20 protein-coding genes are annotated in these 21,104 nt (G+C 45.3%); 7 read left to right on the top strand and 13 right to left on the bottom strand.

Features of this window, described 5'->3' with window-relative positions; all coding sequences use genetic code 11:
* Positions 1 to 15: 15 nt before the first annotated feature.
* On the top strand, positions 16 to 1,440 hold the full coding sequence (locus FTV29_RS07760) for a sigma-54 dependent transcriptional regulator (protein WP_159138527.1): 1,425 nt from the start codon (positions 16 to 18) through the stop codon (positions 1,438 to 1,440).
* Here the strand turns inward: FTV29_RS07760 and FTV29_RS07755 are convergent, their stop codons facing one another.
* The 4 genes from FTV29_RS07755 to lptF all read right to left on the bottom strand — a co-directional run bounded on the left by FTV29_RS07755 (position 1,441) and on the right by lptF (position 6,490).
* Complete coding sequence (locus FTV29_RS07755; RefSeq protein ID WP_180071999.1) at positions 1,441 to 2,613, bottom strand: S41 family peptidase; 1,173 nt, start codon at positions 2,611 to 2,613, stop codon at positions 1,441 to 1,443.
* Between the two features lie 31 nt (positions 2,614 to 2,644).
* Positions 2,645 to 4,192 (bottom strand): 2,3-bisphosphoglycerate-independent phosphoglycerate mutase, encoded by a 1,548-nt coding sequence (gpmI, locus tag FTV29_RS07750; protein ID WP_159138525.1) that lies wholly within the window; start codon positions 4,190 to 4,192, stop codon positions 2,645 to 2,647.
* Positions 4,193 to 4,316: 124 nt separating this feature from the next.
* Positions 4,317 to 5,387, bottom strand: coding sequence for an LPS export ABC transporter permease LptG (lptG, locus tag FTV29_RS07745; RefSeq protein ID WP_005094459.1), 1,071 nt, complete (start codon positions 5,385 to 5,387; stop codon positions 4,317 to 4,319).
* Between the two features lie 2 nt (positions 5,388 to 5,389).
* The gene (gene lptF, locus FTV29_RS07740) at positions 5,390 to 6,490 is read right to left on the bottom strand and encodes an LPS export ABC transporter permease LptF (RefSeq protein WP_180072000.1); all 1,101 of its coding nucleotides are present in this window, start codon (positions 6,488 to 6,490) and stop codon (positions 5,390 to 5,392) included.
* Positions 6,491 to 6,646: 156 nt separating this feature from the next.
* Between lptF and FTV29_RS07735 the strand changes: the two genes are divergently transcribed.
* Genes FTV29_RS07735 through FTV29_RS07725 form a run of 3 tightly spaced genes read left to right on the top strand, consistent with a single transcriptional unit; the run spans position 6,647 to position 9,151 of the window.
* The gene (locus FTV29_RS07735; RefSeq protein ID WP_005094464.1) at positions 6,647 to 8,095 is read left to right on the top strand and encodes a leucyl aminopeptidase; all 1,449 of its coding nucleotides are present in this window, start codon (positions 6,647 to 6,649) and stop codon (positions 8,093 to 8,095) included.
* Entirely contained in the window at positions 8,088 to 8,495 is a 408-nt protein-coding gene (locus tag FTV29_RS07730; protein ID WP_005169032.1) for a DNA polymerase III subunit chi, read from the top strand. The genes FTV29_RS07735 and FTV29_RS07730 overlap by 8 nt, the downstream gene beginning before the upstream one ends.
* 26 nt (positions 8,496 to 8,521) lie before the next feature.
* Positions 8,522 to 9,151 carry a hypothetical protein gene (locus FTV29_RS07725; protein ID WP_074383669.1) on the top strand — a complete coding sequence of 210 codons (630 nt, stop codon included), beginning with the start codon at positions 8,522 to 8,524 and terminating at the stop codon, positions 9,149 to 9,151.
* 330 nt (positions 9,152 to 9,481) lie between these two features.
* Here FTV29_RS07725 and FTV29_RS07720 read toward each other — a convergent pair whose 3' ends face one another.
* The 7 genes from FTV29_RS07720 to glnK form a co-directional block, all read right to left on the bottom strand.
* Positions 9,482 to 10,027 (bottom strand): VTT domain-containing protein, encoded by a 546-nt coding sequence (locus tag FTV29_RS07720; protein ID WP_005094471.1) that lies wholly within the window; start codon positions 10,025 to 10,027, stop codon positions 9,482 to 9,484.
* Between the two features lie 109 nt (positions 10,028 to 10,136).
* Positions 10,137 to 10,796 carry a riboflavin synthase gene (locus FTV29_RS07715; RefSeq protein ID WP_100329432.1) on the bottom strand — a complete coding sequence of 220 codons (660 nt, stop codon included), beginning with the start codon at positions 10,794 to 10,796 and terminating at the stop codon, positions 10,137 to 10,139.
* A gap of 22 nt (positions 10,797 to 10,818) precedes the next feature.
* Positions 10,819 to 12,111, bottom strand: a complete 1,293-nt coding sequence (locus tag FTV29_RS07710; RefSeq protein WP_005094477.1) for a DNA adenine methylase — start codon at positions 12,109 to 12,111, stop codon at positions 10,819 to 10,821.
* A complete protein-coding gene (gene ribD / locus FTV29_RS07705; RefSeq protein WP_180075291.1) occupies positions 12,108 to 13,196 on the bottom strand; it encodes a bifunctional diaminohydroxyphosphoribosylaminopyrimidine deaminase/5-amino-6-(5-phosphoribosylamino)uracil reductase RibD in 1,089 nt (362 codons plus the stop codon). Before ribD ends, FTV29_RS07710 begins: the two co-directional genes overlap by 4 nt.
* 2 nt (positions 13,197 to 13,198) lie before the next feature.
* Positions 13,199 to 13,663, bottom strand: a complete 465-nt coding sequence (gene nrdR, locus FTV29_RS07700) for a transcriptional regulator NrdR (protein ID WP_005094481.1) — start codon at positions 13,661 to 13,663, stop codon at positions 13,199 to 13,201.
* Positions 13,664 to 13,803: 140 nt separating this feature from the next.
* Positions 13,804 to 15,219 (bottom strand): ammonium transporter, encoded by a 1,416-nt coding sequence (locus FTV29_RS07695; RefSeq protein ID WP_180075290.1) that lies wholly within the window; start codon positions 15,217 to 15,219, stop codon positions 13,804 to 13,806.
* 59 nt (positions 15,220 to 15,278) lie between these two features.
* A complete protein-coding gene (gene glnK / locus FTV29_RS07690; RefSeq protein ID WP_005094485.1) occupies positions 15,279 to 15,617 on the bottom strand; it encodes a P-II family nitrogen regulator in 339 nt (112 codons plus the stop codon).
* Between the two features lie 277 nt (positions 15,618 to 15,894).
* On the opposite strand from glnK, the gene FTV29_RS07685 reads away from it, so the two are divergent.
* Together FTV29_RS07685 and FTV29_RS07680 are read left to right on the top strand one after the other, a co-directional pair.
* On the top strand, positions 15,895 to 16,122 hold the full coding sequence (locus tag FTV29_RS07685; RefSeq protein ID WP_005094487.1) for an accessory factor UbiK family protein: 228 nt from the start codon (positions 15,895 to 15,897) through the stop codon (positions 16,120 to 16,122).
* Between the two features lie 66 nt (positions 16,123 to 16,188).
* Complete coding sequence (locus FTV29_RS07680) at positions 16,189 to 17,679, top strand: YifB family Mg chelatase-like AAA ATPase (RefSeq protein WP_180075289.1); 1,491 nt, start codon at positions 16,189 to 16,191, stop codon at positions 17,677 to 17,679.
* Positions 17,680 to 17,725: 46 nt separating this feature from the next.
* Here the strand turns inward: FTV29_RS07680 and FTV29_RS07675 are convergent, their stop codons facing one another.
* The gene (locus tag FTV29_RS07675; RefSeq protein ID WP_085064601.1) at positions 17,726 to 18,460 is read right to left on the bottom strand and encodes a TorF family putative porin; all 735 of its coding nucleotides are present in this window, start codon (positions 18,458 to 18,460) and stop codon (positions 17,726 to 17,728) included.
* Positions 18,461 to 19,058: 598 nt separating this feature from the next.
* Between FTV29_RS07675 and FTV29_RS07670 the strand changes: the two genes are divergently transcribed.
* Positions 19,059 to 20,405 (top strand): OprD family outer membrane porin, encoded by a 1,347-nt coding sequence (locus FTV29_RS07670; RefSeq protein WP_159138522.1) that lies wholly within the window; start codon positions 19,059 to 19,061, stop codon positions 20,403 to 20,405.
* 97 nt (positions 20,406 to 20,502) lie between these two features.
* On the opposite strand, the gene ppa is transcribed toward FTV29_RS07670, so the two are convergent.
* The gene (ppa, locus tag FTV29_RS07665; protein ID WP_180072003.1) at positions 20,503 to 21,039 is read right to left on the bottom strand and encodes an inorganic diphosphatase; all 537 of its coding nucleotides are present in this window, start codon (positions 21,037 to 21,039) and stop codon (positions 20,503 to 20,505) included.
* Between the last annotated feature and the right edge of the window lie 65 nt (positions 21,040 to 21,104).

Raw genomic sequence — 21,104 nt, 5'->3', positions numbered from 1 at the left:
AGGGGTTTAAGGGAAATGAGTGTGGAACAACAGCCACTGGTGCTCTTGGTGGATGATGAAGAAGATTTATGCACCCTCATGCAAATGTCGTTGCTGCGGATGGGGATTCGTACGCACATCGCACATCGTCTGCAAGATGCTAAAAAATATCTTGCAGATCATCAATATGATGCCTGTTTAACTGACCTGAACCTGCCCGATGGCAATGGTTTGGAGTTACTGGACTGGATTGGTCATCTCTATCCTGCACTTCCGGTCGCGGTTCTGACCGCCTATGGCAACATGGAAATCGCGATTGCTGCACTCAAGGCCGGTGCCTTTGACTTTGTCAGCAAACCGATCAATCAGAAACATCTGGAACAGCTGCTACAAAAAGCACTGAATAAACCGGTGGATTATTCCCATAATAATCCAAATGATGCTTTAGAACATAAAATGCTGATTGGGCAATCGATACCGATTCAGCACTTACGTATTACCTTACAAAAAATTGCCCGCTCACAGGCACCGGTTTTTATTACTGGTGAATCGGGAACTGGCAAGGAAGTGGTGGCCAATCTGGTCCATCGCCTGAGCAACCGTAATGAAGGCCCATTTATTGCAATTAACTGTGGTGCGATTCCCACTGAACTGATGGAAAGCGAACTGTTTGGGCATAAGAAAGGCAGCTTTACTGGCGCCGCTCAGGACAAACAGGGGCTGATTCAATCGGCACATGGCGGCAGCCTGTTTCTGGATGAAATTGCCGAATTACCACTTGCTATGCAGGTCAAACTGTTACGTGCCGTACAGGAAAAACGTATTCGTCCCCTCGGTTCAGATACTGAAATTGATGTGGATTTCCGCGTCATCAGTGCCACTCATCAGGATCTGGAAGCCTTGGTACAACAAGGCAAATTCCGTCAGGATTTATATTTCCGTATTCATGTGATGGATCTGACTTTACCGCCGCTGCGTGAACGGAGTCAGGATATTCTCTTACTCGCCGAACATTTTATTCAGAAGATTTGCCAGGAATGGGGCATTGCCAATAAAAAACTGACAGAACGCAGTAAAGAATTTTTATTGGAACAATATTATCCGGGTAATGTACGTGAATTGCGTAATATTATGGAACGTGCAATTACCTTGAGTGATGAAGAGCGGATTGATCTTCAGCATCTGCAAAGTGCACCGTTACGTCAGGCTCTTAATAGCGCTCAGGAGATGAATACGCTCACGAGCGAGATTATTGCGACTGACACCCTGATTGCCCCGAGAAAGCTCCCAGAAGAAGGCCTAGAGCTATATTTAGAAAAGATTGAAAAAGAAGTTCTACTCAATGCGCTGAATCTAACGCACTGGAACCGCACACTGGCCGCGAAAAAGCTCGGTATGTCATTCCGCTCCCTACGCTATCGTTTGAAAAAGTTCGGACTGGATACTGAGGAAGACGAATAATTATTTTTGCAGGAGCAGCAGGTCTGTGACGTGTTCCAGATAGCTCTCCTCACGCATTTCCTGCTTAAACGGATAACTGAAATGTGGCTGCACGCCCCGCCCTTCAATCATCTGACCACTCGGACTGAAGTATTGTGCCACTGTCATTTGTAAAGCAGAACCATTACTCAGTGGAAATAGCTTTTGTACCACACCTTTGCCATAGCTTTGCTCACCGACCACCCAAGCCCGGCTATGTTCTTTCAATGCTGCCGTAAAGACTTCAGCTGCCGAAGCTGAACGGTTATTAATCAGAACGCCCACTTTCAGATTCTGAAATTCAAAACTTGGCAGCGCCTGAAATTGCTGATTGCCTTCCGAACGGCTTTGGGTCGAGACAATCACACCCTGATTCAAAAATAAATCGGCCGATTCTACTGCGGCAGAAAGTAAGCCACCCGGGTTATTGCGTAGATCAAACATCACCGCTTTTAAGCGTCTGTCAGAATAGCTTTCAATCAGGCGCTTGATTTCATTGGCTGTATCTTGCTGGAAAACTTTGACCTGCAATACCAGTACCTGATTATTGTGCAGACTGGATTTAATTTCAGTATCGAGCTTGGTATTCCTTACCAGACGAACCACCGGACTTTGCGGGGAAAGCTGTATGCTCAGCGTAGAGCCGACCGCCCCGCTCAATAACTGTCGCACCTGCTCCTGATTCAGGCTACTCAGTACCTGATCATCAATTTTATAGACCGTGACACCATTACGCAGTCCCTGCTTGGCAGAGTCGGCATCGGCGCTCAATCCCTGCACCATCCATTGCTTCATCTGCGAGTTAAATTGCAGATCGAAATCAATGCTGGCCAGATCACCTTCAGTATATTCACGTAGCTGCTTATAATCTTCAGGAGACAAATAACGCGAATAGCGGTCTAAGCCACTGACTAGCCCTTGGATTGCCTGTTGGAACAAGGCGTCTTCATTTTTGTCTTGAATATAATTGTCTTTGACGATGCCGTAAATTTGTACAAATTCTTGAATGGATGCCACAGGAATTTCAGTATAGACCTGACCATCCATTTCCATATCATCGAATGCCGGCTCTTTTGAGCCCGCACCCCAGGCCGAATGACTCAAACACATCAGTAAGCATGGTATAACGACAGACTTCCAATGTGTTGTTGCCATTTTTTACCTTTCTTTAAAATCTTATCGAAAATTATTGATTCAGTTCAATCAGGTTGCGACCTTGCATTTCCGCAGGGACTGGAACTTGCATCAGACTTAATAAGGTTGGTGCGACATCTGCCAATACGCCACCTTCTGCGATCGTGGCCTGAGTTGGACCTACATAAATAAATGGAACCAATTCAGTGGTATGTTGAGTATGCACCTGACCACTGTGATAGTCCTGCATCTGCTCTACATTACCATGATCGGCAGTGATAAGCATATGACCTTTTTGCGCCATCACCGCCTCATAAACCCGGCCTAAGCAGGTATCGACCGCTTCGACCGCTTTCACTGCGGCATCAAAAACACCGGTATGACCGACCATATCACCATTGGCATAGTTCACCACCAGCAGGTCAAATTCGCCTGAATTGATCGCAGCGACCAGCTCATCAGTCACTTCATAAGCACTCATTTCCGGTTTGAGGTCATAAGTTGCTACATTTGGTGATGGAATCAGGATACGTTTTTCACCCGGATATTCATCTTCACGACCGCCACTAAAGAAGAACGTCACGTGTGCATATTTTTCAGTTTCAGCAATACGCAATTGGGTTTTACCCAGATTTGACAGGTATTCACCAATCGAGTTGACCAACGCTTCTGGCATATAGGCCACAGGCGCATCAATCGTTGCTTGGTAACGCGTCAACATCACAAACTTGGCTAAGTTCGGCACCACTTTACGTGCAAATCCAGCAAAGTCCTTTTCAACAAAGGCTTTGGTAATTTCACGGGCACGGTCAGCACGGAAGTTCATGAAGACCACGCTATCACCATCCTGAATTTTTGCCAGCTCACCAATGCGGGTGGCTTTGACAAACTCATCCGACTCATCTGCGGCATAAGCCTGTTCCAGACCTTGAACTGCGGTGGCAGCTGTACGGGCCGCTTCGCCTTCAGTCAATAAACGATAGGCCTGTTCGATGCGATCCCAACGGTTGTCACGATCCATCGCGAAGTAACGACCAATCATGCTGGCAATACGACCCTGACCCGGATATTGTGCAAACAGCGCATCCAGTTTTTCCAATGACGGTTGGGCACTTCGTGGCGGCGTATCACGACCATCCAGGAAAGCATGCAAATAAACTTTGACACCACGTTTGAGTGCCAGTTCAGCCATCGCAACAATATGGTCTTCATGCGAATGCACACCGCCTTGAGATAAAAGGCCGAGCAAATGCACTGCACCACCTGAAGCTTTGGCTTTCTCCACCGCATCGACGAGTACTTCATGATTGAAGAAATCACCGGTACGAATGTCTTTGGTAATCCGGGTAAAATCCTGATACAGCACACGACCTGCACCGAGGTTCATATGTCCGACTTCCGAGTTCCCCATCTGGCCATCTGGCAGACCAACATCTTCGCCTGAACCCGAGATCAAACCATGCGGATGCTTGTCCTGCATTGCAGTTAAATTTGGTCGTTTAGCTGCTAAAAACGCGTTGTCTTCGACCGCTTCGCGATGACCCACACCATCCATAATCACCAAAACGTGAGGGATTTTGCCAGCAGTTGCATCCGTCATAATGAAATACTCTGTTCGTCTACGAATTAATCGCTCTATTTTAGCGAAGTTTGCAAAAAGAGGCCATGACCAGAGTATGGTTTAAGCCGCTCATCGCGATTGATTTGTTCTATTTTCCTGGGTCTTAGCGTGCCCGATGCAGCAGGTAACCCCCAATACCGAACATGATCAGAATCGGAATAAAGACAAACCATGCCGGAGATGGCGCATAGACCAGACTGGCATAGCCGAGGAAATCCTGTAGATAGAAAAAGCCCAGACCGGCAAATAAGGCAATCACCAGACGAAAACCCATGGATTGCTGACGCAGCGGCCCGAAAATAAATGAACAGGCAATCACCACCAGTGCAATCAGGGCAAAAGGAGAACCGAGTTTCTGCCAGAAAGCCAGTTGATAGGTTTTTGGCACCTGACTATATTCATGCATATAACTTGTGAAACTGATCAGTTGGCTCGGTGACAAGTCTTCAGGATCGATGGTGACCATATGCACATATTTTGGCTGTAATGCCAGTGCCAAAGGTTGCTGTTCCTGCTTGATCAGGGTAGCACTACCATTTTGCAGAATATCGAACTGCTCGGTATTGCTTAATGTCCAGGAGCCATCTGTGACGAATTCACCCTGATCCGCTTGCAAGGTGCCGCGTAAGCGATAATTTTCATCAAAATCCAGCATCTGCACATTTTTCAGCTGACCTTGCGAATTGGCATAATCAATATAAATAAAGCGCTGCCCTTCCCGGGTCCAGTAACCCCGCACTTCGCCCAGTTGTGCGGCTTTACTCGAACTTTTTACGCTCTTGGCCTGTTCATTGGTATAGGGAATCACCCACTCGCTTAAGGCAAATGACAAGACCACCAGCAGTAATGCTGAACGGATCACCCAGCCAACAATCCGCCACAGACTGATCCCGATCGAACGCATCACAATCAGTTCACTATTTGAGGCCAATGTGCCCAAACCTAAAACCGCACCGATCAGCGCCGAGATCGGCAGAATTTCATAAAGATAATTCGGAGCACCCCAGAGCACATATTTCAAGGCATCCCAGGCGCCATAACCTTCTTTTAGTGAACCCAGCTCACCCAGATAAGTAAATAACACCTGTAAACCCGCCAACACAGCGGTTGCACCCAGCATCGCCAGCGCAGTGGTTTGGGTCACATGTTTTGCAACTATACGACGTGCCAACATTATTAAGACCTCACTCGCTGAATCTGTTTCTTGATTTTCGGGGCCAAATTCTGTTTACGTGAGAACAAGGCACCCGCCATCGCATAAGCAATCAGGATCAATGGATAAGCCCAGATCCCCATTTCCTCTTTACTGATCCGGGTTTTCACGGCCATTAACGCCACAATCAGACTGGCAAAGATCATGAGCGCCGGAAATAACTTGAGATAACGACCTTGGCGCGGACTCACTTCAGACAAGGCCACGGCCAGAATCAAAGCAATCAGAATCGCAAATGGTACAAATACCCGCCAGCCTAATTCACTGGCCACCACAGGATCCTGACGGTTCTGCCACAATTGCGAGGTTGGCAGGGCTTCAACTTCAGCACTGGCAAACTGTGCTTCCTCATCATTTTCTAAACGCAGACGATAGCTTGCAAATTCAGCCTGGGTATATTGCGGAGTGCCCGGATAGATTTCATAACGGCGACCTTGAATCAGATCGACCACATTGGCCGCATCATTTGGCACCTCAATGCGGGTGGCTTCCTGGGCCAGAATCATCACATCCGGTTTACCGGGTTTTTCTGCTCGCTGATAGAAGAAAATATCTTTTAAGTTTTTACGGTCTTCGGACAGATCACCGGCATAAATGGTATAGGGGCCAGAGGAAATAAATTCTTTGGGTCGTACCAGATCAAAGCCGGTGCGTACCGCCTGACTGGTGGTCAGCGCTTCAAACTGGCGGATTCCCCATGGCGCTGCCCAGAGCATCAAGCCGGCTTGGGCAATGAGAAACACCAAGGTCATCGGCACCAGAAGGCGCGCCAATTGATGCCGGCTGACACCACTGCCATTCATCACCGCCATTTCATGGTCGACATATAAACGGCCAAATACCAGCATCAGGCCAATAAAGAAACCGAGCGGAAGAATTAAGGTCAAAAACTCAGGCAAACGGTAGCCAATGATGCTAAATAAAATGCCTGCATCCAGACGGCCTTGCGCTGCGACACCAAAATACTTGATCAGTCGGCCACCCATCATGATCAAGGTCAATAAGGCAATCACCACCAAGGATGTCGAGACAACTTGCTTGACCAGATAACGCCGAATAATCAAATTAATTCTTCCAAAATAAGGTCTATAAAACGAGTGCTAGTTTACCCGAATAGCAAAAATATAAAACCTAGACGGCCCTACCCATTGAAACTCTATTCAGATAAATGGTTCAATGACTGAATGATTTACAAATCTAGACAGGCGTGAAAACAGAATATGAAACTTACAATTAATACGTCATTCCCAGAGAATGGATCAAGTCAATCTTTGTTGATTTTAGTTGACTCAGAACAACTTCAAAATACCACCTCAACCTATCAAATCAACAATTTAGACAGATTAATTGAAGCATCTCAGTTCAAAGCAGCTTTGGCTGAAAGTCTGAGCCTGATTGGCCAAGTCAGCCAGTCCAGCCATGCAGCACTGATCGGTTTAGGCAAAGTCGCTGAATTGCAACCAGCAAAACTCGCAAAAATTGCCCAGACTATTATTCAGGCCACTCAAAAAAAATTCAAACAGATTTCTGTAGACCTGACACAACTTCCACAAGAATTGCATTATCTGTTTGCTCTGGCTTTGACTCAAGCCAGCTATGGTTATGATGAATATAAGTCGAAAAAGAATGAATTTGTACTTGAACAGATCGACCTGATTGCCACGCATAGCGTTTTAACGACAGAACAGCTGCAACTGGTTCAAGCAGTACAGAGCGGGCAAAACCTGGCACGTGATCTGGGCAACCGTCCGGGCAATATCTGTTTCCCGGAATATCTGGCAGATCAGGCCATCGCCTTGGCTGCTGAATATCCGGATTTACTGAAAGTCACGGTACTGGATGAACAACAGATGGCAGATTTAGGCATGGGTGCCTTCCTTGCAGTCAGCCAGGGTTCAGAGCGTCCGGGTCGTATTATCAGCATTGAATATCAATCAGAGCGTAGTGAAGCGCCAGTGGTACTGGTCGGTAAAGGCATTACCTTTGATACCGGTGGTATTTCACTCAAACCTGGCGCAGGTATGGATGAAATGAAATACGACATGTGCGGTGCAGCCTCTGTACTGGGTACCATGCGTGCATTGTGTGAGTCCCGCTTAGCTCTGCATGTGGTAGGAACCATTGCCGCAGCAGAAAATATGCCTTCTGGTAAAGCCACTCGTCCAGGTGATATCGTCACGACGATGAGCGGTCAAACGGTTGAAATCCTGAATACCGATGCCGAAGGTCGTCTGGTGTTATGTGACACCCTGACCTATGTGAAACGTTTCAACCCTGCTCTGGTGATTGATATTGCGACCTTGACCGGTGCATGTGTGGTGGCTTTGGGTTCCGTGCTGACAGGTCTGTTCACACCAGATGATAAATTGGCAGCAGAACTGGAAACTGCCGGCCAGCATTCATTTGACCGGGTATGGCGTATGCCGGTCATAGATGACTATCAGGAACAACTCGATTCACCATTTGCCGATATTGGCAATATCGGTGGCCCAAAAGCTGGTTCTGTCACTGCAGCCTGCTTCTTGCAACGTTTTACCCGTGAATATCGCTGGGCACATCTGGATGTTGCAGGTACAGCATGGAACTCAGGTGCCAATAAAGGCGCAACTGGGCGTCCAGTGCCATTATTGATGCAGTTCCTGGCCAACCGCGTTCAAACGAATGGCTAAGGTCAGCTTTTATTTATTTGAAAAAAGTCCTGAACGACAAGTCGAAAGTGCTTGTCGTTTATGCCGCAAGATTCTGCGCCAGCCGGCGCGGATCTGGTTACTATGTGCCGATGCAGCCTTGCAGCAGCAGCTGGATGAACGCCTGTGGAGCTTTGATCCCGCGAGTTTCATTCCGCATGGCATTGATCAGCCTGAGGCGAGCGTGTGTATTTCGGCAACATTGCCTGAACAGTCCGACTGGATTATTTTCAATTTTAATCCGGAAGCACTTGAACCTTACGCAAAATTTAGTCACATTATTGAGATCATTGAAAACCATGAAACGGCTAAACAGCTGGGTCGTGAAAAATTCAAACAATATCGTCGTTTAGGTATTGAGCCCAACACCCATAAGCTTTAACCGATATCACCCACAAGGAGAGGCATGTGGCATTAAATGTAGGTCCAGATTTTAAACAGCGCTGGTTAAATGTGCCAGAAGCTGTACGTCAGACCTTTATCGATGACCTCTCTCGGATCTGTGACATTTTAAAGCCTGAAACCTCTTTAGAAGAATGGCAGATTCGTGATCAGCGCTTACAGCAGGAATCTGAACGCAAGATTGAAGAAGCCTATGCGCAGCGCAAGGCTGAATTGATTGAGGCTGCACGTATTCGCAGACAGCTGGCACTCGAACAGGCCCTGGCCGATAAACGTGCTGCAGAGCAGGCTGCGATTGCACAGTTATATCAGGATGAACAGCGTAAATTTACTGAGCAGACCCAAGCCCTCGCTGACATAAACCTCAGTCTAGAGACAGAAATGCAGCACTATGTTGCCCGTTATCAGAAAAATCCTGAGCATAGTTTTGACTTTGCCCAAGGTCGTATCCAGATTGAAGACCACACCATTTTATCTGAATTAGAGAGTGTGCGTTTGCGTCTGGAACTGGAGGCAGAAACGGTGATTGAACAGACCATCAATGCACTAAGAGAACAAATGCGTGTGGCGGCCCAAGAAGAAATCGACTATATACTGAAAAATTCAGAATTTTCCGAGCAAGTGAGACCTGATTAAAAATCCCAACTCATATAAAAAGCCCGCTCATTCGGTAATGCTGATCAGTTAAGGAGTTTAGAAATAGACCCTTTAACTGTTTAGTCGTTCACGACGAAACCTTAAGGTTTTACATCAAACATCTGTAAAGCATTGGTTAATTTGGTTTTGTCCAAATGAGAAGCAGAGCTTCGCAAGGAAGATATCTTGCGGTGCAATACACCGCATGCCTCAAACAGTTGCGGATGACTTTTCCACCCATCAAATATAATCATGAATTTAAAAAAGAAAATGCCAGTCAATTGCTTAACTAACTGGCATCCGGCTGATTCGGATTTTTAATTTGATCTTTTAGAGCACATCGGCCAGCATAAAGGCAGCATTTCCAAGCAAATAGCCAATACTTAATAAAGTACCAATCCAGAGAATACCACCCGTAATATTATAAAAGCTGAATGTGGCAAAACTCATATGGGCTGAACCGGCAGCAAAAGGGCCAAATGAACGAACAAAAGGAATAAAACGCGCAATCAGAATGGTTTTACCGCCATGTTTCATAAAATAGTGATTGGTTTTCACCATATATTCTGGCTTGAAATAGCGTGAATGCCGATTAAAATATTTTAGGCCCAGCACTTTTCCAGTGTAATAATTCACGGTGTAGCCGAGTACCGATGCAGTAAAGAGCAGTAATCCCATCGAATGCAGGGTCAATATATCGCTGCTGGCACATAAAGCTCCTACAGCCAGCAATAAACTGTCACCGGGCAGAAAAAAGAAAAATACTGAGCCGGTTTCCGCAAAAATCACCAGAAACAGGATCGCGTAGATCCATACCCCATATTGATCAAGCAATAGCGGTAATGACTGTTCCAAGTTGAGTAAAAAATCGAGCATTCGACCCGTCCACCAAGGCAATATTTGCAAATTGAATTGCTGATTATCCCGAAAAATAAAAAAACAGTCTAATTTTTCAATCAGACTGTTCAGTATTTAAGCATTCCGCTTATTTTAAAAAGCCATTTTCAGCCAGAAAATCCATGCTGATCTTAGACTGTTCAGTGGTATCTGCGGCTTTATCACCGAGCAATAAACGCTCGATATAACGTGCCAACACATCCACTTCCAGATTGACCTTGCTACCCACTTTCCAGGTACCGATATTGGTACGTTCAGCCGTATGCGGAATCAAGTTCAGACTAATCACACAGCCACGCAAGTGATTAATGGTCAGGCTAATACCATCGACTGTGACCGAACCTTTTTCTGCCAGATATCTGGCAATTTCAGCCGGTGCAGTGACTTCATAATAAATCGAGCGTGCATCTGCACGCACCAAAGTGATCTCGCCGACTGCATCGACATGACCTGAAACAATATGGCCGCCAAAACGCGTGGTCGGCAACATGGCTTTTTCGACGTTAACAGGTTGACCGGCTTTCCAGTTGCCCAGTGTCGTCCGGTTCAGACTTTCACGGGACACATCAGCTGCATACCAGTTTTCGCCCCAGTCGATGACTGTCAGGCAGATGCCATTTGTAGCAATAGAATCACCCAGATGTACATCCGACATGTCCAGGTCAGTCTGGATACGTAAACGTACATCACCACCCACAATTCGCAGACTGTCTACTTTGCCGAGGCTTTCGATAATACCTGTAAACATTTTTATTTCCTTTTCTATTCTTTTACCAGAGTGCCAACTGGGTACTGACACCAGTGGTATCCACACCGCCCAATTCTGCATAATGATGCAACTGGCTGAGGAGTTGACGGATCGGTGGACCTGACCTGGCATGGGTATCGGTAATCACAATAAATTCCAGTACGCGTGCACGTTCAGATTGGCGCTGTTTGCTGACCCGATAACGTGGTACATCCTGAGTCAGCAAGGTCACCCGGCCACGTTTCAGGTTGGCCTGCAATAAATCAGTGGCGCTGATATTACCATCCGTTGAATAACTGGTCAGAATGAAACGCGCATTGATGGTCGCCAACAAGTTTTCATAGGCTTCTTTGGCATATTTGGAAGAGTTGTACTGGCTCGGACGCTCTTTGCGCCATGCCCGGTCAATCCCGCTCTTGAAGCCCTTGGTATCTGGCGTCGGTAAATCGGCCTGATCCCATAAGGTCAAAGCATTCAGGACATGGTAATTACTGCTATAGGCATGCTGATTATACGGTGGATCCAGATAAGCCACATCTACTTCAAAACCGCTCATCTGATTGGCCAGATGCTGGGCATCGACACACCACATTTCGGCAGCCATACCTTTCTTCTGATCCGACTCGCAAAAGCGGCTTGGGGTCAGCCACAGTAAAGATTCAATCCGTTCCAGCGCCGTTTGGGTTTTTCCGCCCCAGCCGTGGTGGAAACTCTTGAAAACGCCCGAGGTATTGCTGACAAAACTGGCTGAATACAGTAATGGTGCCAGCAAGGCAGACATCTCTACATCGTCAATGGCACCTTGGGCCTGCCAAGCTGCAATCTGCTGACGAATCGCATCAATACGCATGCCGTTACGACGTTTAAAGAACAAACGGTCACGGGCGGGATCATAAATTTCATCATTGCGCGGACACAGGTTATGCGTGACCCAGCCTTTCACTTCCGGCAGACGGTTCAGATAATCAATGGCTTTCTGATAGCCACCCAATTCTTTAAACGCCGGTGCTTCAGTACAGGCCAGCACCGCATGATTCAATGCATGGCTATAGGGTTCCCAGTCATTGGCAATCACGCGATAACCATTTTGACGGGCTAAGCGTGATACCACACCAGAACCAGCAAAAAAATCAGCAAAAATCGGCGCACGGCCATCTTCACGCTTCAGAGTTCCTGTAATTTCAAGTGCTTCCAGAATCAAATGTAATAAACGGCGTTTGTTGCCCAGATAAGGAACCAGCTGATGGAAAAGATATTCATCGGTGGTACGTGCCGCATGGCGACGTTTATGATAAACCGTAGACTCTGAACTCATAGTGTCTCTTGAAAAGGAATTAACCTGAAGCGCACGTCATCACCCAAGCGGGTCACATCGCGCAGCTTAAATCGGAGTTGTTCTGCCATAAGGCTGAATTCTGCATTAAACATAGTACGTGCAGACTGACCCAATAAAGTCGGTGCAACGTAACTGATCAGTTCATCAACCAATTGTTCTTGTAAAAATGCCGTAGATAAGGTCGCCCCTGCTTCCACCAAGACATCATAAATCTGATGCTGCTCAGCCAGCTGGGACAATAATTGTTTTAAAGGCTGTACCGGCAATTGTAACACACCCAGATCGGCCAGCTCTTGCCGAAAAGGTCCCATCACCAACACGGTATCGGCTTGCGCTAGAATTTTCGCCGTTAATGGCAAACGCCCCTGACGATCCAAAATGATACGCTTGGGCTGTACTACTGTTTCAATATCTTCAATGCCATCCAGTTGCCGCACATTCAGCTGACAGTCATCGGCCAGAACTGTTTCAATCCCAGTGATGACTGCACCGGAAATGGCCCGCCAATGCTGCACATCCTGACGCGCTTCGGTTCCGGTAATCCATTTCGATTCGCCGGATGCCATAGCGGTACGGCCATCTAAACTCGAGGCAATTTTAAGACGCACATACGGCATGCCGGTCGCCATGGCTTTCAGGAAACCTTGATTCAGCTGATGCGCTTGTTCCTGACCAATCCCGACTTCAACATCGATACCGGCATCCTTTAAAATCTGTACACCCTTACCCGCCACCAGCGGATTTGGATCAGGACAGGCCACAACCACTTTAGCCACACCAGCTTCAACCAGACCCTTGGCACATGGCGGCGTTCGCCCATAATGCGCACACGGCTCCAAAGTGACATACGCGGTTGCACCACGTGCCTGCTCACTAGCCTGACGCAGCGCGAATACTTCAGCATGCGGCTGCCCTGCTTGAGGATGAAAACCCTCACCGATAATGACGCCATCTTTGACAATGACACAGCCGACATTCGGATTGGGCTTGGTCGAGTATTGACCTTGCTGGGCAAGTTGAATTGCGCGGCGCATCCAGACTTGATCTTGATTCAGTTCAGACATGCTTATTCTTGTGATTCTCGCTGTTGCATCTGTTCAATTTGATGACGAAAAGCTTCAACATCCTGGAAATCCTGATAAACCGAAGCGAAACGCACATAGGCCACGTGATCGAGTGCGAATAAAGACTGCATGACAATTTCACCGATGGTACGCGATTTCACATCACGCTCACCCAAACGGCGAATCTGTAACTGGATATCGCTCAAAACTGTTTCAATCTGCTCTTGGGTTACCGGACGTTTCTGCAAGGCATGCATCAGGGAACGACGTAATTTGGCTTCATCAAAGGGTTCATTCTTGCCATCCGATTTAATCACGCGCGGCATCACCACTTCATAACTTTCAAAAGTCGTAAAACGTTCATTACAACTGACACATTCACGGCGACGACGAATCTGACAGCCTTCAGCTGCCAGGCGTGAATCAATCACTTTACTGTCGGCAGTATTGCAAAATGGGCAATGCATAGCGGTTTAATTGAACAAATCCAGATGGATTCCGAGTGTAGCAAAAATTGCAAACTTTGTAGAGTCTTACGCAACATATAGAAAAAAAACAGCCCATTTGGGCTGTTTTGCACTATATATTGATTATTGTGTGTTTATTATTATTCGACACGTTCACCATGCTGGCTCAAATCCAGACCCATGCGCTCATCATCAGATGCGACACGGATACCAATGATCAAGTCAATCACTTTCAGGATGATGAAGGTCATGATGGCAGAGTAAGCGATGGTCGCAAGTACACCTTCAACTTGAACCCAAAGCTGGCTCATCATGTTGGCTGGCGCAGCATCCCCCATAATGAATTCGCTGGCAAAAAAAGCGGTCAAAATTGCACCGACCACACCACCTACACCATGCAGGCCAAACGCATCTAAAGAATCATCGGCTTTCAAGGCACGTTTCAGCGCAGTAATCCCCCAGAAACACACCACACCACCGATCAGACCCATCGCCAATGCACCACCGACAGTCACAAAACCTGCGGCTGGCGTAATCACCACCAGACCAGCAACTGCACCCGATACGCCGCCTAATACAGATGCTTTGCCACGTGCCAGTTTTTCAGTAATCAGCCAAGAGAGCGCTGCCGCTGCCGCTGCCACCTGAGTCACCACCAGCGCATAACCTGCAGAGCCGTTCGCACCCAAGGCAGAACCACCGTTGAAACCGAACCAGCCCACCCAAAGTAAAGATGCACCCACCACAGTAAGGGTCAAGTTGTGTGGCGCCATCGATTCACGGCCCAGGCCCATACGTTTGCCCAGCATATACGCTGCTACCAGACCGGCAACACCCGAGTTGATGTGAACCACTGTACCACCAGCAAAATCGAGCGCACCGTCATTACCCAACCAGCCACCACCCCAGACCCAGTGAGTAATCGGCGCATAGACAATCACCACCCAAAGTGCAATGAAAGCAACGAAAGCACCAAATTTCATCCGTTCTGCGATCGAACCACTAATAATTGCAACGGTAATGATGGCAAAAGTCATTTGGAAAATGACAAACAGAATTTCAGGAATGGTGCCTGAAAGCGCCTCTGTGGTAATACCGGCCAACATAAATTTGTCCAAGCTACCAATGAAGGCATTCCCTTCCCCGAAGGCCAGGGTATAACCGATAATCACCCAGACAATGCTGACGACTGCAGCGGCAATAAAGCTATGCGCCATGGTCGCCAGGACGTTTTTCTTACGGACCATACCGCCATAAAAGAGTGCTAGACCCGGAATGGTCATGAGTAAAACTAATGCGGTGGACGTTAAAACCCAAGCAGTATCACCTGTATCTAATGTTGCTTCTTCTTCTGCAGGTACTGCTGTTTCAACTGGCGCTACTTCAGCAATTGCTGCTGGAGTATCTGCCGTATTATTCAGTGTGATTTCGCCTGTTTCTTCAACAAGCACAATGTCTTCTGCGGGTGGTGTTGCTGTTGCAGCATTTTCAGCCCATGCAACAGAACCACCAAAAAGTGCGCCGGCCATGCCGAACGCAAGTAGCATTTTTTTCATTCGTATCCCCCAACCAAGTTTTTGTGAGTTCTTAGGTACTCAGCAAACTTCGTGCCAAGTTAAACAGCGTCTGCACCTGTTTCACCTGTACGAATACGGATGACTTGTTCTAAGTTCGTCACGAAAATTTTTCCGTCACCAATTTTTCCAGTGCTAGCAACACGCGTAATAGATTCAATGACGGAGTCAACCATGTCATCGCTAATCGCGATTTCAATTTTGACTTTCGGCAGGAAATCTACAACGTATTCAGCACCACGATAGAGTTCAGTATGGCCTTTTTGACGACCAAAGCCTTTCACTTCAGTTACAGTGATGCCTTGAACACCAATTTCAGACAATGCTTCACGAACATCATCCAATTTAAAAGGTTTTACGATTGCAGTTACGAGCTTCATGTTTGTTTTCCTTCGGCTTATTTCACCAGTAAGGTTTTACGTTCAAATTTCATGCCAAGATTCCTAAGGTCGGGGGAAATTAGAAAGCCCGGCATGCGGTTTATTTATACCTTATTTTATACTTATAAAGGTTTTGAATCTTTAAAAAACCGACATTTTTTATGTGGATTTTTACAATATCTCTTATCGATTAAGCCTATATTTTGTCTGAAATACTAGGGTCTGTATTCGAGCAATGCTAAACTGTCGCTTCCTTTCGATGGCGATGGATCAGACAATGATTGAAACCCTATTACAAGCAATTTTGCAGCAAGTTGAACAACCTAAGAAAGATCTGGAACAGAATATTCGTGCTCTATTAAATGAAGCTGTGACAAAAATGGATCTGGTGTCCAAAGAAGAAATTGAACGTCAACGTACTGCCCTCGATAATGCCAATCATCGCCTCAATGATTTGCTGAAACAGGTTGAAGCCTTAGAAGATAAAATTTCGAATAAAAAATAAGCACAAGTACAGTGCACAAAAGACCTAAGACCGATAAAAATAATGCACTAAATTGGAACAATAATAATGTCTTTTGCCAAAATTTATACGCGAGGCTTGCTTGGCCTGCACGCGCCTTTAATTGAAGTCGAAGTTCATGTCAGTTCCGGCATGCCTTCACTCACGATTGTGGGGCTTCCTGAAGCCGCAGTCCGGGAAAGTAAAGACCGGGTGCGTTCTGCCATTTTAAATAGTGGCTTTCAGTTTCCGACCAAACGCCTGACCATTAATCTGGCTCCAGCAGATCTACCGAAAGATGGTTCGCGTCTGGATTTACCGATTGCTTTAGGTATTTTGGTCGCCTCCGGACAGCTTCCGGAAAACTGCACCGATGATCTTGAGTTTATTGGAGAATTGGCTCTCGATGGTCAACTTCGCCCAGTTACAGGGATCCTGAGCATTGCGATTGCCTGTCAACATGATCAGCATCAGCTGATGCTGCCGGGTCCGAATGCACAAGAAGCCTGCCAACTCCCGGACTTTAAGGTCTTTGCTGCCAATCATCTAAAAGAGGTGTGTGAGCATCTTGCTCAGACGCAGTGCTTAGCAGAAATACAAACCATCCCAGTCGATACCAACCATTTTTATAAATGTGATCTTGCCGATGTCAAAGGCCAATTGCGGCCACGGCGTGCTTTAGAAATTGCCGCGGCAGGTGGTCATTCCCTGCTGTTTCGAGGCCCACCTGGAACAGGCAAGACCTTGCTGGCTTCTCGATTGGCCAGTATTTTACCGCCTTTAAAAACCCAGGAAAATCTGGAAGTTGCCAGTATTTATTCAGTCGCCAATGCCAATCATCCTTTTGGCCAGCGGCCGTTTCGAGCCCCGCATCATACTGCTTCTGCTGTTGCACTGGTCGGTGGCGGCTCACACCCCAAACCGGGTGAAATTACGCTGGCGCATTTGGGCGTGTTATTTCTGGATGAATTGCCTGAATTTGATCGAAAGGTACTGGAAGTTCTACGTCAGCCTTTGGAAGCAAAGGAAATTGTCATTTCCCGGGCATCACGCCAGATTACTTTTCCCGCCAATTTCCAGTTGGTGGCCGCCATGAATCCCTGCCCGTGTGGTTATGCCTTTAATCAGGATATCCGCTGCCAATGTTCACCGGAAAGTATTAAACGCTATCAGAACCGGATTTCAGGCCCGTTGCTGGATCGGATTGATTTACATATTGATGTACCACCATTACAGGCGCATGAGTTACAGGACAATCGGCCTACAGAAAGCTCAGAAACGGTCAGACAACGCGTCATTGCAGCCTATGAAATTCAGATGCAACGGCAAAATACCTTGAATATGAGTCTGAGTCCAAAACAGCTAGAGCAATATGCCGCATTAGATCAGTCTGCTCAGAATATGCTTGAAATGGCTCAGCAAAAACTGAATTTATCCGCACGTGGCTATCATCGGGTCTTGCGTGTCGCACGCACCATTGCCGATTTAAATCAAAGTGCAGATATTCAAAGTCAGCATCTTTCGGAAGCCCTGTCTTATCGCGGGCAGCAGCAGATTTAGGTCATTAAAAAAGGCGACCTAAGGTCGCCTTTTTATCTAAAGAGAATTAGAAGCTATAACCCAGTCCGAATACGACTTTATTCTTTTGTTTTTCATCAAAACGGTCATAACCACCCAAGATATAATTCATGCTTGCAGTTACACCTGTGTCACCAAGTGGCTTGCTTAAACCGATGTCAAAATGACGGAAACCGAAACTTTCCGTAGTTCCTTCAATAAAGTCACCTGATTTTTCATAAGCATATAAGCCTAAAGCTGTATCCAAGCTGAAATCTTGTGGTAAAGCATAGCTATAAGTGGCTTTTAAATAGGTATCACCTGCATTGCCCCAAGTGGTATCTTCAAGAAGGGTTTGTGCTGTAACGCCCAAATCTTTATAGCTCATACCCAATAACAGCTCAAATCCATCAGAATTGACATCAGATTCATAATAATAGTAGTAAGTCGTACCGATCGTTAAACCTAAGTCATCATTGACTGCGTGGCTATAGCCAGCATAGAAGTTATTTTCGAAAGCATCACGTCCTTCTTCAGACAAAGTGTAATCTAGCGTAGATCCCCACCAACCTGCATAGAAGCCAGACGCATGGTTATAATCGAGTCCACCTTGTAAGGTAGCGCCGCTATTTTCAGGAATGTTAGTAATACCACGCAGGTTATAGCTTGAAAGTACGCTTATATTTCCAGATACCGTATGTTCAGCAACAGGTTCTTCGGCAAAAGAAAAAGAAGATACAGCGCCCAATAAAGCAAGAGATAATACTTTTAATGTTAATTTCATTGTGTGGCTCCCCCCAGATCGTCTGAGACGTTTTTATGATCATTGATTAAACTCAAGCTCAAAATTTGCAAGAGCTATGCCAATCTGGATAAAAGGAACCAAAATAATAAATCCAAAAAGACAAATAAAACTTAAGTTATTGTTTTTAATTTAAAATTTAAATTATAAAAAACTGAATTATCTAGGCTTTCTTTTAAATAAATGTATTTAAGGCTATTTCATCACTTTTTTAATACTTATACATAATCATTTACAATTTGCCCCATTTTGATTCTATTTTTGTAATGATTAAAATTTGTGCTAAAAAATAGTGCGTAATTTTTGATCATATTTTTCGCACGTTTCAAAATAAACAAGCTGATCACATTCATTTCATCACTTCAGAAATATCATTTATACCTGTCAATAGAGTTATGTTTTTACTCACTTTTTACCGACAGGTTAAAAATTAATCACCTCAAATCCTGGCTATTGTTTAATTTGAGTTAAAAAAATCTAAACTTTAGTGGAATATATCCAATAAAAAATGACATTTTTTCAGCATTTCTTATACAATTCCTAAAAAATTCTGATCAATTTGTATAAGGCTCTCTTCCCAATGCAAAATTCAAAAAAATTAACATTAGCAGTTTTGATTCAGGCTGCTTTGGTTTCTACCGCTTTCGCTAGCGAGCAAAGCGAGTCTAAAGGTTTTGTAGAAGATGCTGAAGGTTCTGTACTTTTCCGGACTGGCTATTTGCACCGTGATAAAACCAATTACACTGATAACCAAACAGGTGAACGCAAAGTTGTTAATGACACAAGCTCAGCTGCTCAAACTGCGATCGTTAAATTAGACTCTGGTTTTACCAAAGGTGTAGTCGGCTTTGGTGCCGGTATTATTGGTGATGCATCTTTCAAATTGGGTGAAAATGCACATGCCGGCAATGACATGATTCCTCAACATCCCGATGGTTCAGCTTATGATCACTGGGCACGTGGTGGCGCATATGTAAAAGCACGTGTTTCAAACACGACTGCTACTTATGGTACTCAGGTTTTAGACCTACCTGTACTTGCAAGCAATACTGCGCGTTTAGTACCTGAATACTTTACAGGTGTATTGGTTGAAAGTAATGAAATCGAAAACTTAAGTCTAGTTGCTGGTAAATTTACTGAAAACCAGCGTTCAAGCCAGATCAAATCTGATGGTAATGAATTGGATCGCGCAGTAGTTTGGGGTGCAAAATACAAATTTAATGATGCAGTTAATGCTTCTTACTATGGTACAGACATTAAAGACCGCCTAGAACGTCATTATGTTAATGCAAACTATAATTATGCATTGGCGAATGGTAGTACTTTAACTCATGACTTTAGTGGTTATCATACTGATTGGGATAAAAAGTCAGATGGTGGTGCATACACTTATTCGCATACCACAAATGATCTAAATAAGTTAAGCAACAATATTTGGGCAATTTCTACGACCTATAATAAAGGCCCACACAATGTCATGCTAGCTTACCAACAAAATACAGGTAATACAGGTTATGACTATGGTTTAGGTCAAGGTGTAGGTGATGGTCATCAAACCATTTATATGCCGAACTCATACCTGTCTGACTTCATTGGTAATGATGAAAAATCAGCACAGCTTCAATACACTTACGATTTCAGTGCAATGAATGTTCCTGGCCTATCTTGGACTTCTGCATTTGTATATGGTTGGGATATTGATGTTGCTAATCAAAATGATCGCTCTCAATTAATCACTGGTGATGCTCAAGAACGTGAATTCTTTAATCAGGTAAAATATACAGTTCAATCTGGTTTTGCTAAAGATACCAGCTTACGTGTACGTCACTCATACTACCGTGCGAGTGATGAATACCAATACGGAAACTACATTGGTGACACAAACGAATGGCGTATCTGGTTAGATATTCCTGTGAAATTATTCTAATTAACTCGAAGTTCAAACCATAAAAAAACCTGCACAATGTGCAGGTTTTTTCAATTTAAGCTTTAAAAATTTAAAATCTTAAACTAACGCAAAGCAATTATTTGTTTGCTTCTGCATATGCAGCAATTGAGTCCAGTACTTCTTGTTTCGCAACATCAGCACCTTCCCAACCGCTTAACTTAACCCATTTTCCAGGCTCTAAGTCTTTGTAGTGCTGGAAGAAATGTTCAATCTGGCTAATCAACAATGACGGAAGATCAGTATATTCCTGAATATCTTTGTAGATTGGAGTCAATTTGTCGTGTGGAACTGCAACCAGTTTCGCATCAACACCACCATCATCTTCCATGTTCAGTTTACCAACAGGACGGCAACGGATCACAGAGCCTGGCTCTACTGGGTGTGGCGTTACAACCAATACGTCAAGTGGATCACCATCAAGAGAAAGTGTATTAGGTACATAACCGTAGTTTGCTGGGTAGAACATTGCTGTACCCATGAAACGGTCTACGAATAATGCATCAGAATCTTTATCAATTTCGTATTTGATCGGTGCTGCATTGGCAGGAATTTCGATAATGACATAGATGTCGTTTGGCGCATCTTTACCCGCTGGGATATTGCTGTAGCTCATAGCATCACTCTTTAACAAGTTATATCTTTTAAAAAACCGCGACAATTATAACGGTTTTTAAAGAA

The sequence above is a fragment of the Acinetobacter sp. YH12254 genome (genome assembly GCF_013417415.1).
Taxonomy (GTDB): domain Bacteria; phylum Pseudomonadota; class Gammaproteobacteria; order Pseudomonadales; family Moraxellaceae; genus Acinetobacter; species Acinetobacter pseudolwoffii.
The sequence above is the reverse complement of the archived record's forward strand: the minus strand, read 5'-3'. Positions and strand labels throughout refer to the sequence as shown.

Coding starts and splice junctions, on each gene's coding strand:
- FTV29_RS07760 (WP_159138527.1), top strand. CDS start 16: ATGAGTGTGGAACAACAGCCACTGGTGCTCTTGGTGGATGATGAAGAA.
- FTV29_RS07755 (WP_180071999.1), bottom strand. CDS start 2,613: ATGGCAACAACACATTGGAAGTCTGTCGTTATACCATGCTTACTGATG.
- gpmI (WP_159138525.1), bottom strand. CDS start 4,192: ATGACGGATGCAACTGCTGGCAAAATCCCTCACGTTTTGGTGATTATG.
- lptG (WP_005094459.1), bottom strand. CDS start 5,387: ATGTTGGCACGTCGTATAGTTGCAAAACATGTGACCCAAACCACTGCG.
- FTV29_RS07735 (WP_005094464.1), top strand. CDS start 6,647: ATGAAACTTACAATTAATACGTCATTCCCAGAGAATGGATCAAGTCAA.
- FTV29_RS07730 (WP_005169032.1), top strand. CDS start 8,088: ATGGCTAAGGTCAGCTTTTATTTATTTGAAAAAAGTCCTGAACGACAA.
- FTV29_RS07720 (WP_005094471.1), bottom strand. CDS start 10,027: ATGCTCGATTTTTTACTCAACTTGGAACAGTCATTACCGCTATTGCTT.
- FTV29_RS07715 (WP_100329432.1), bottom strand. CDS start 10,796: ATGTTTACAGGTATTATCGAAAGCCTCGGCAAAGTAGACAGTCTGCGA.
- FTV29_RS07710 (WP_005094477.1), bottom strand. CDS start 12,111: ATGAGTTCAGAGTCTACGGTTTATCATAAACGTCGCCATGCGGCACGT.
- ribD (WP_180075291.1), bottom strand. CDS start 13,196: ATGTCTGAACTGAATCAAGATCAAGTCTGGATGCGCCGCGCAATTCAA.
- nrdR (WP_005094481.1), bottom strand. CDS start 13,663: ATGCATTGCCCATTTTGCAATACTGCCGACAGTAAAGTGATTGATTCA.
- FTV29_RS07695 (WP_180075290.1), bottom strand. CDS start 15,219: ATGAAAAAAATGCTACTTGCGTTCGGCATGGCCGGCGCACTTTTTGGT.
- glnK (WP_005094485.1), bottom strand. CDS start 15,617: ATGAAGCTCGTAACTGCAATCGTAAAACCTTTTAAATTGGATGATGTT.
- FTV29_RS07685 (WP_005094487.1), top strand. CDS start 15,895: ATGATTGAAACCCTATTACAAGCAATTTTGCAGCAAGTTGAACAACCT.
- FTV29_RS07680 (WP_180075289.1), top strand. CDS start 16,189: ATGTCTTTTGCCAAAATTTATACGCGAGGCTTGCTTGGCCTGCACGCG.
- FTV29_RS07675 (WP_085064601.1), bottom strand. CDS start 18,460: ATGAAATTAACATTAAAAGTATTATCTCTTGCTTTATTGGGCGCTGTA.
- FTV29_RS07670 (WP_159138522.1), top strand. CDS start 19,059: ATGCAAAATTCAAAAAAATTAACATTAGCAGTTTTGATTCAGGCTGCT.
- ppa (WP_180072003.1), bottom strand. CDS start 21,039: ATGAGCTACAGCAATATCCCAGCGGGTAAAGATGCGCCAAACGACATC.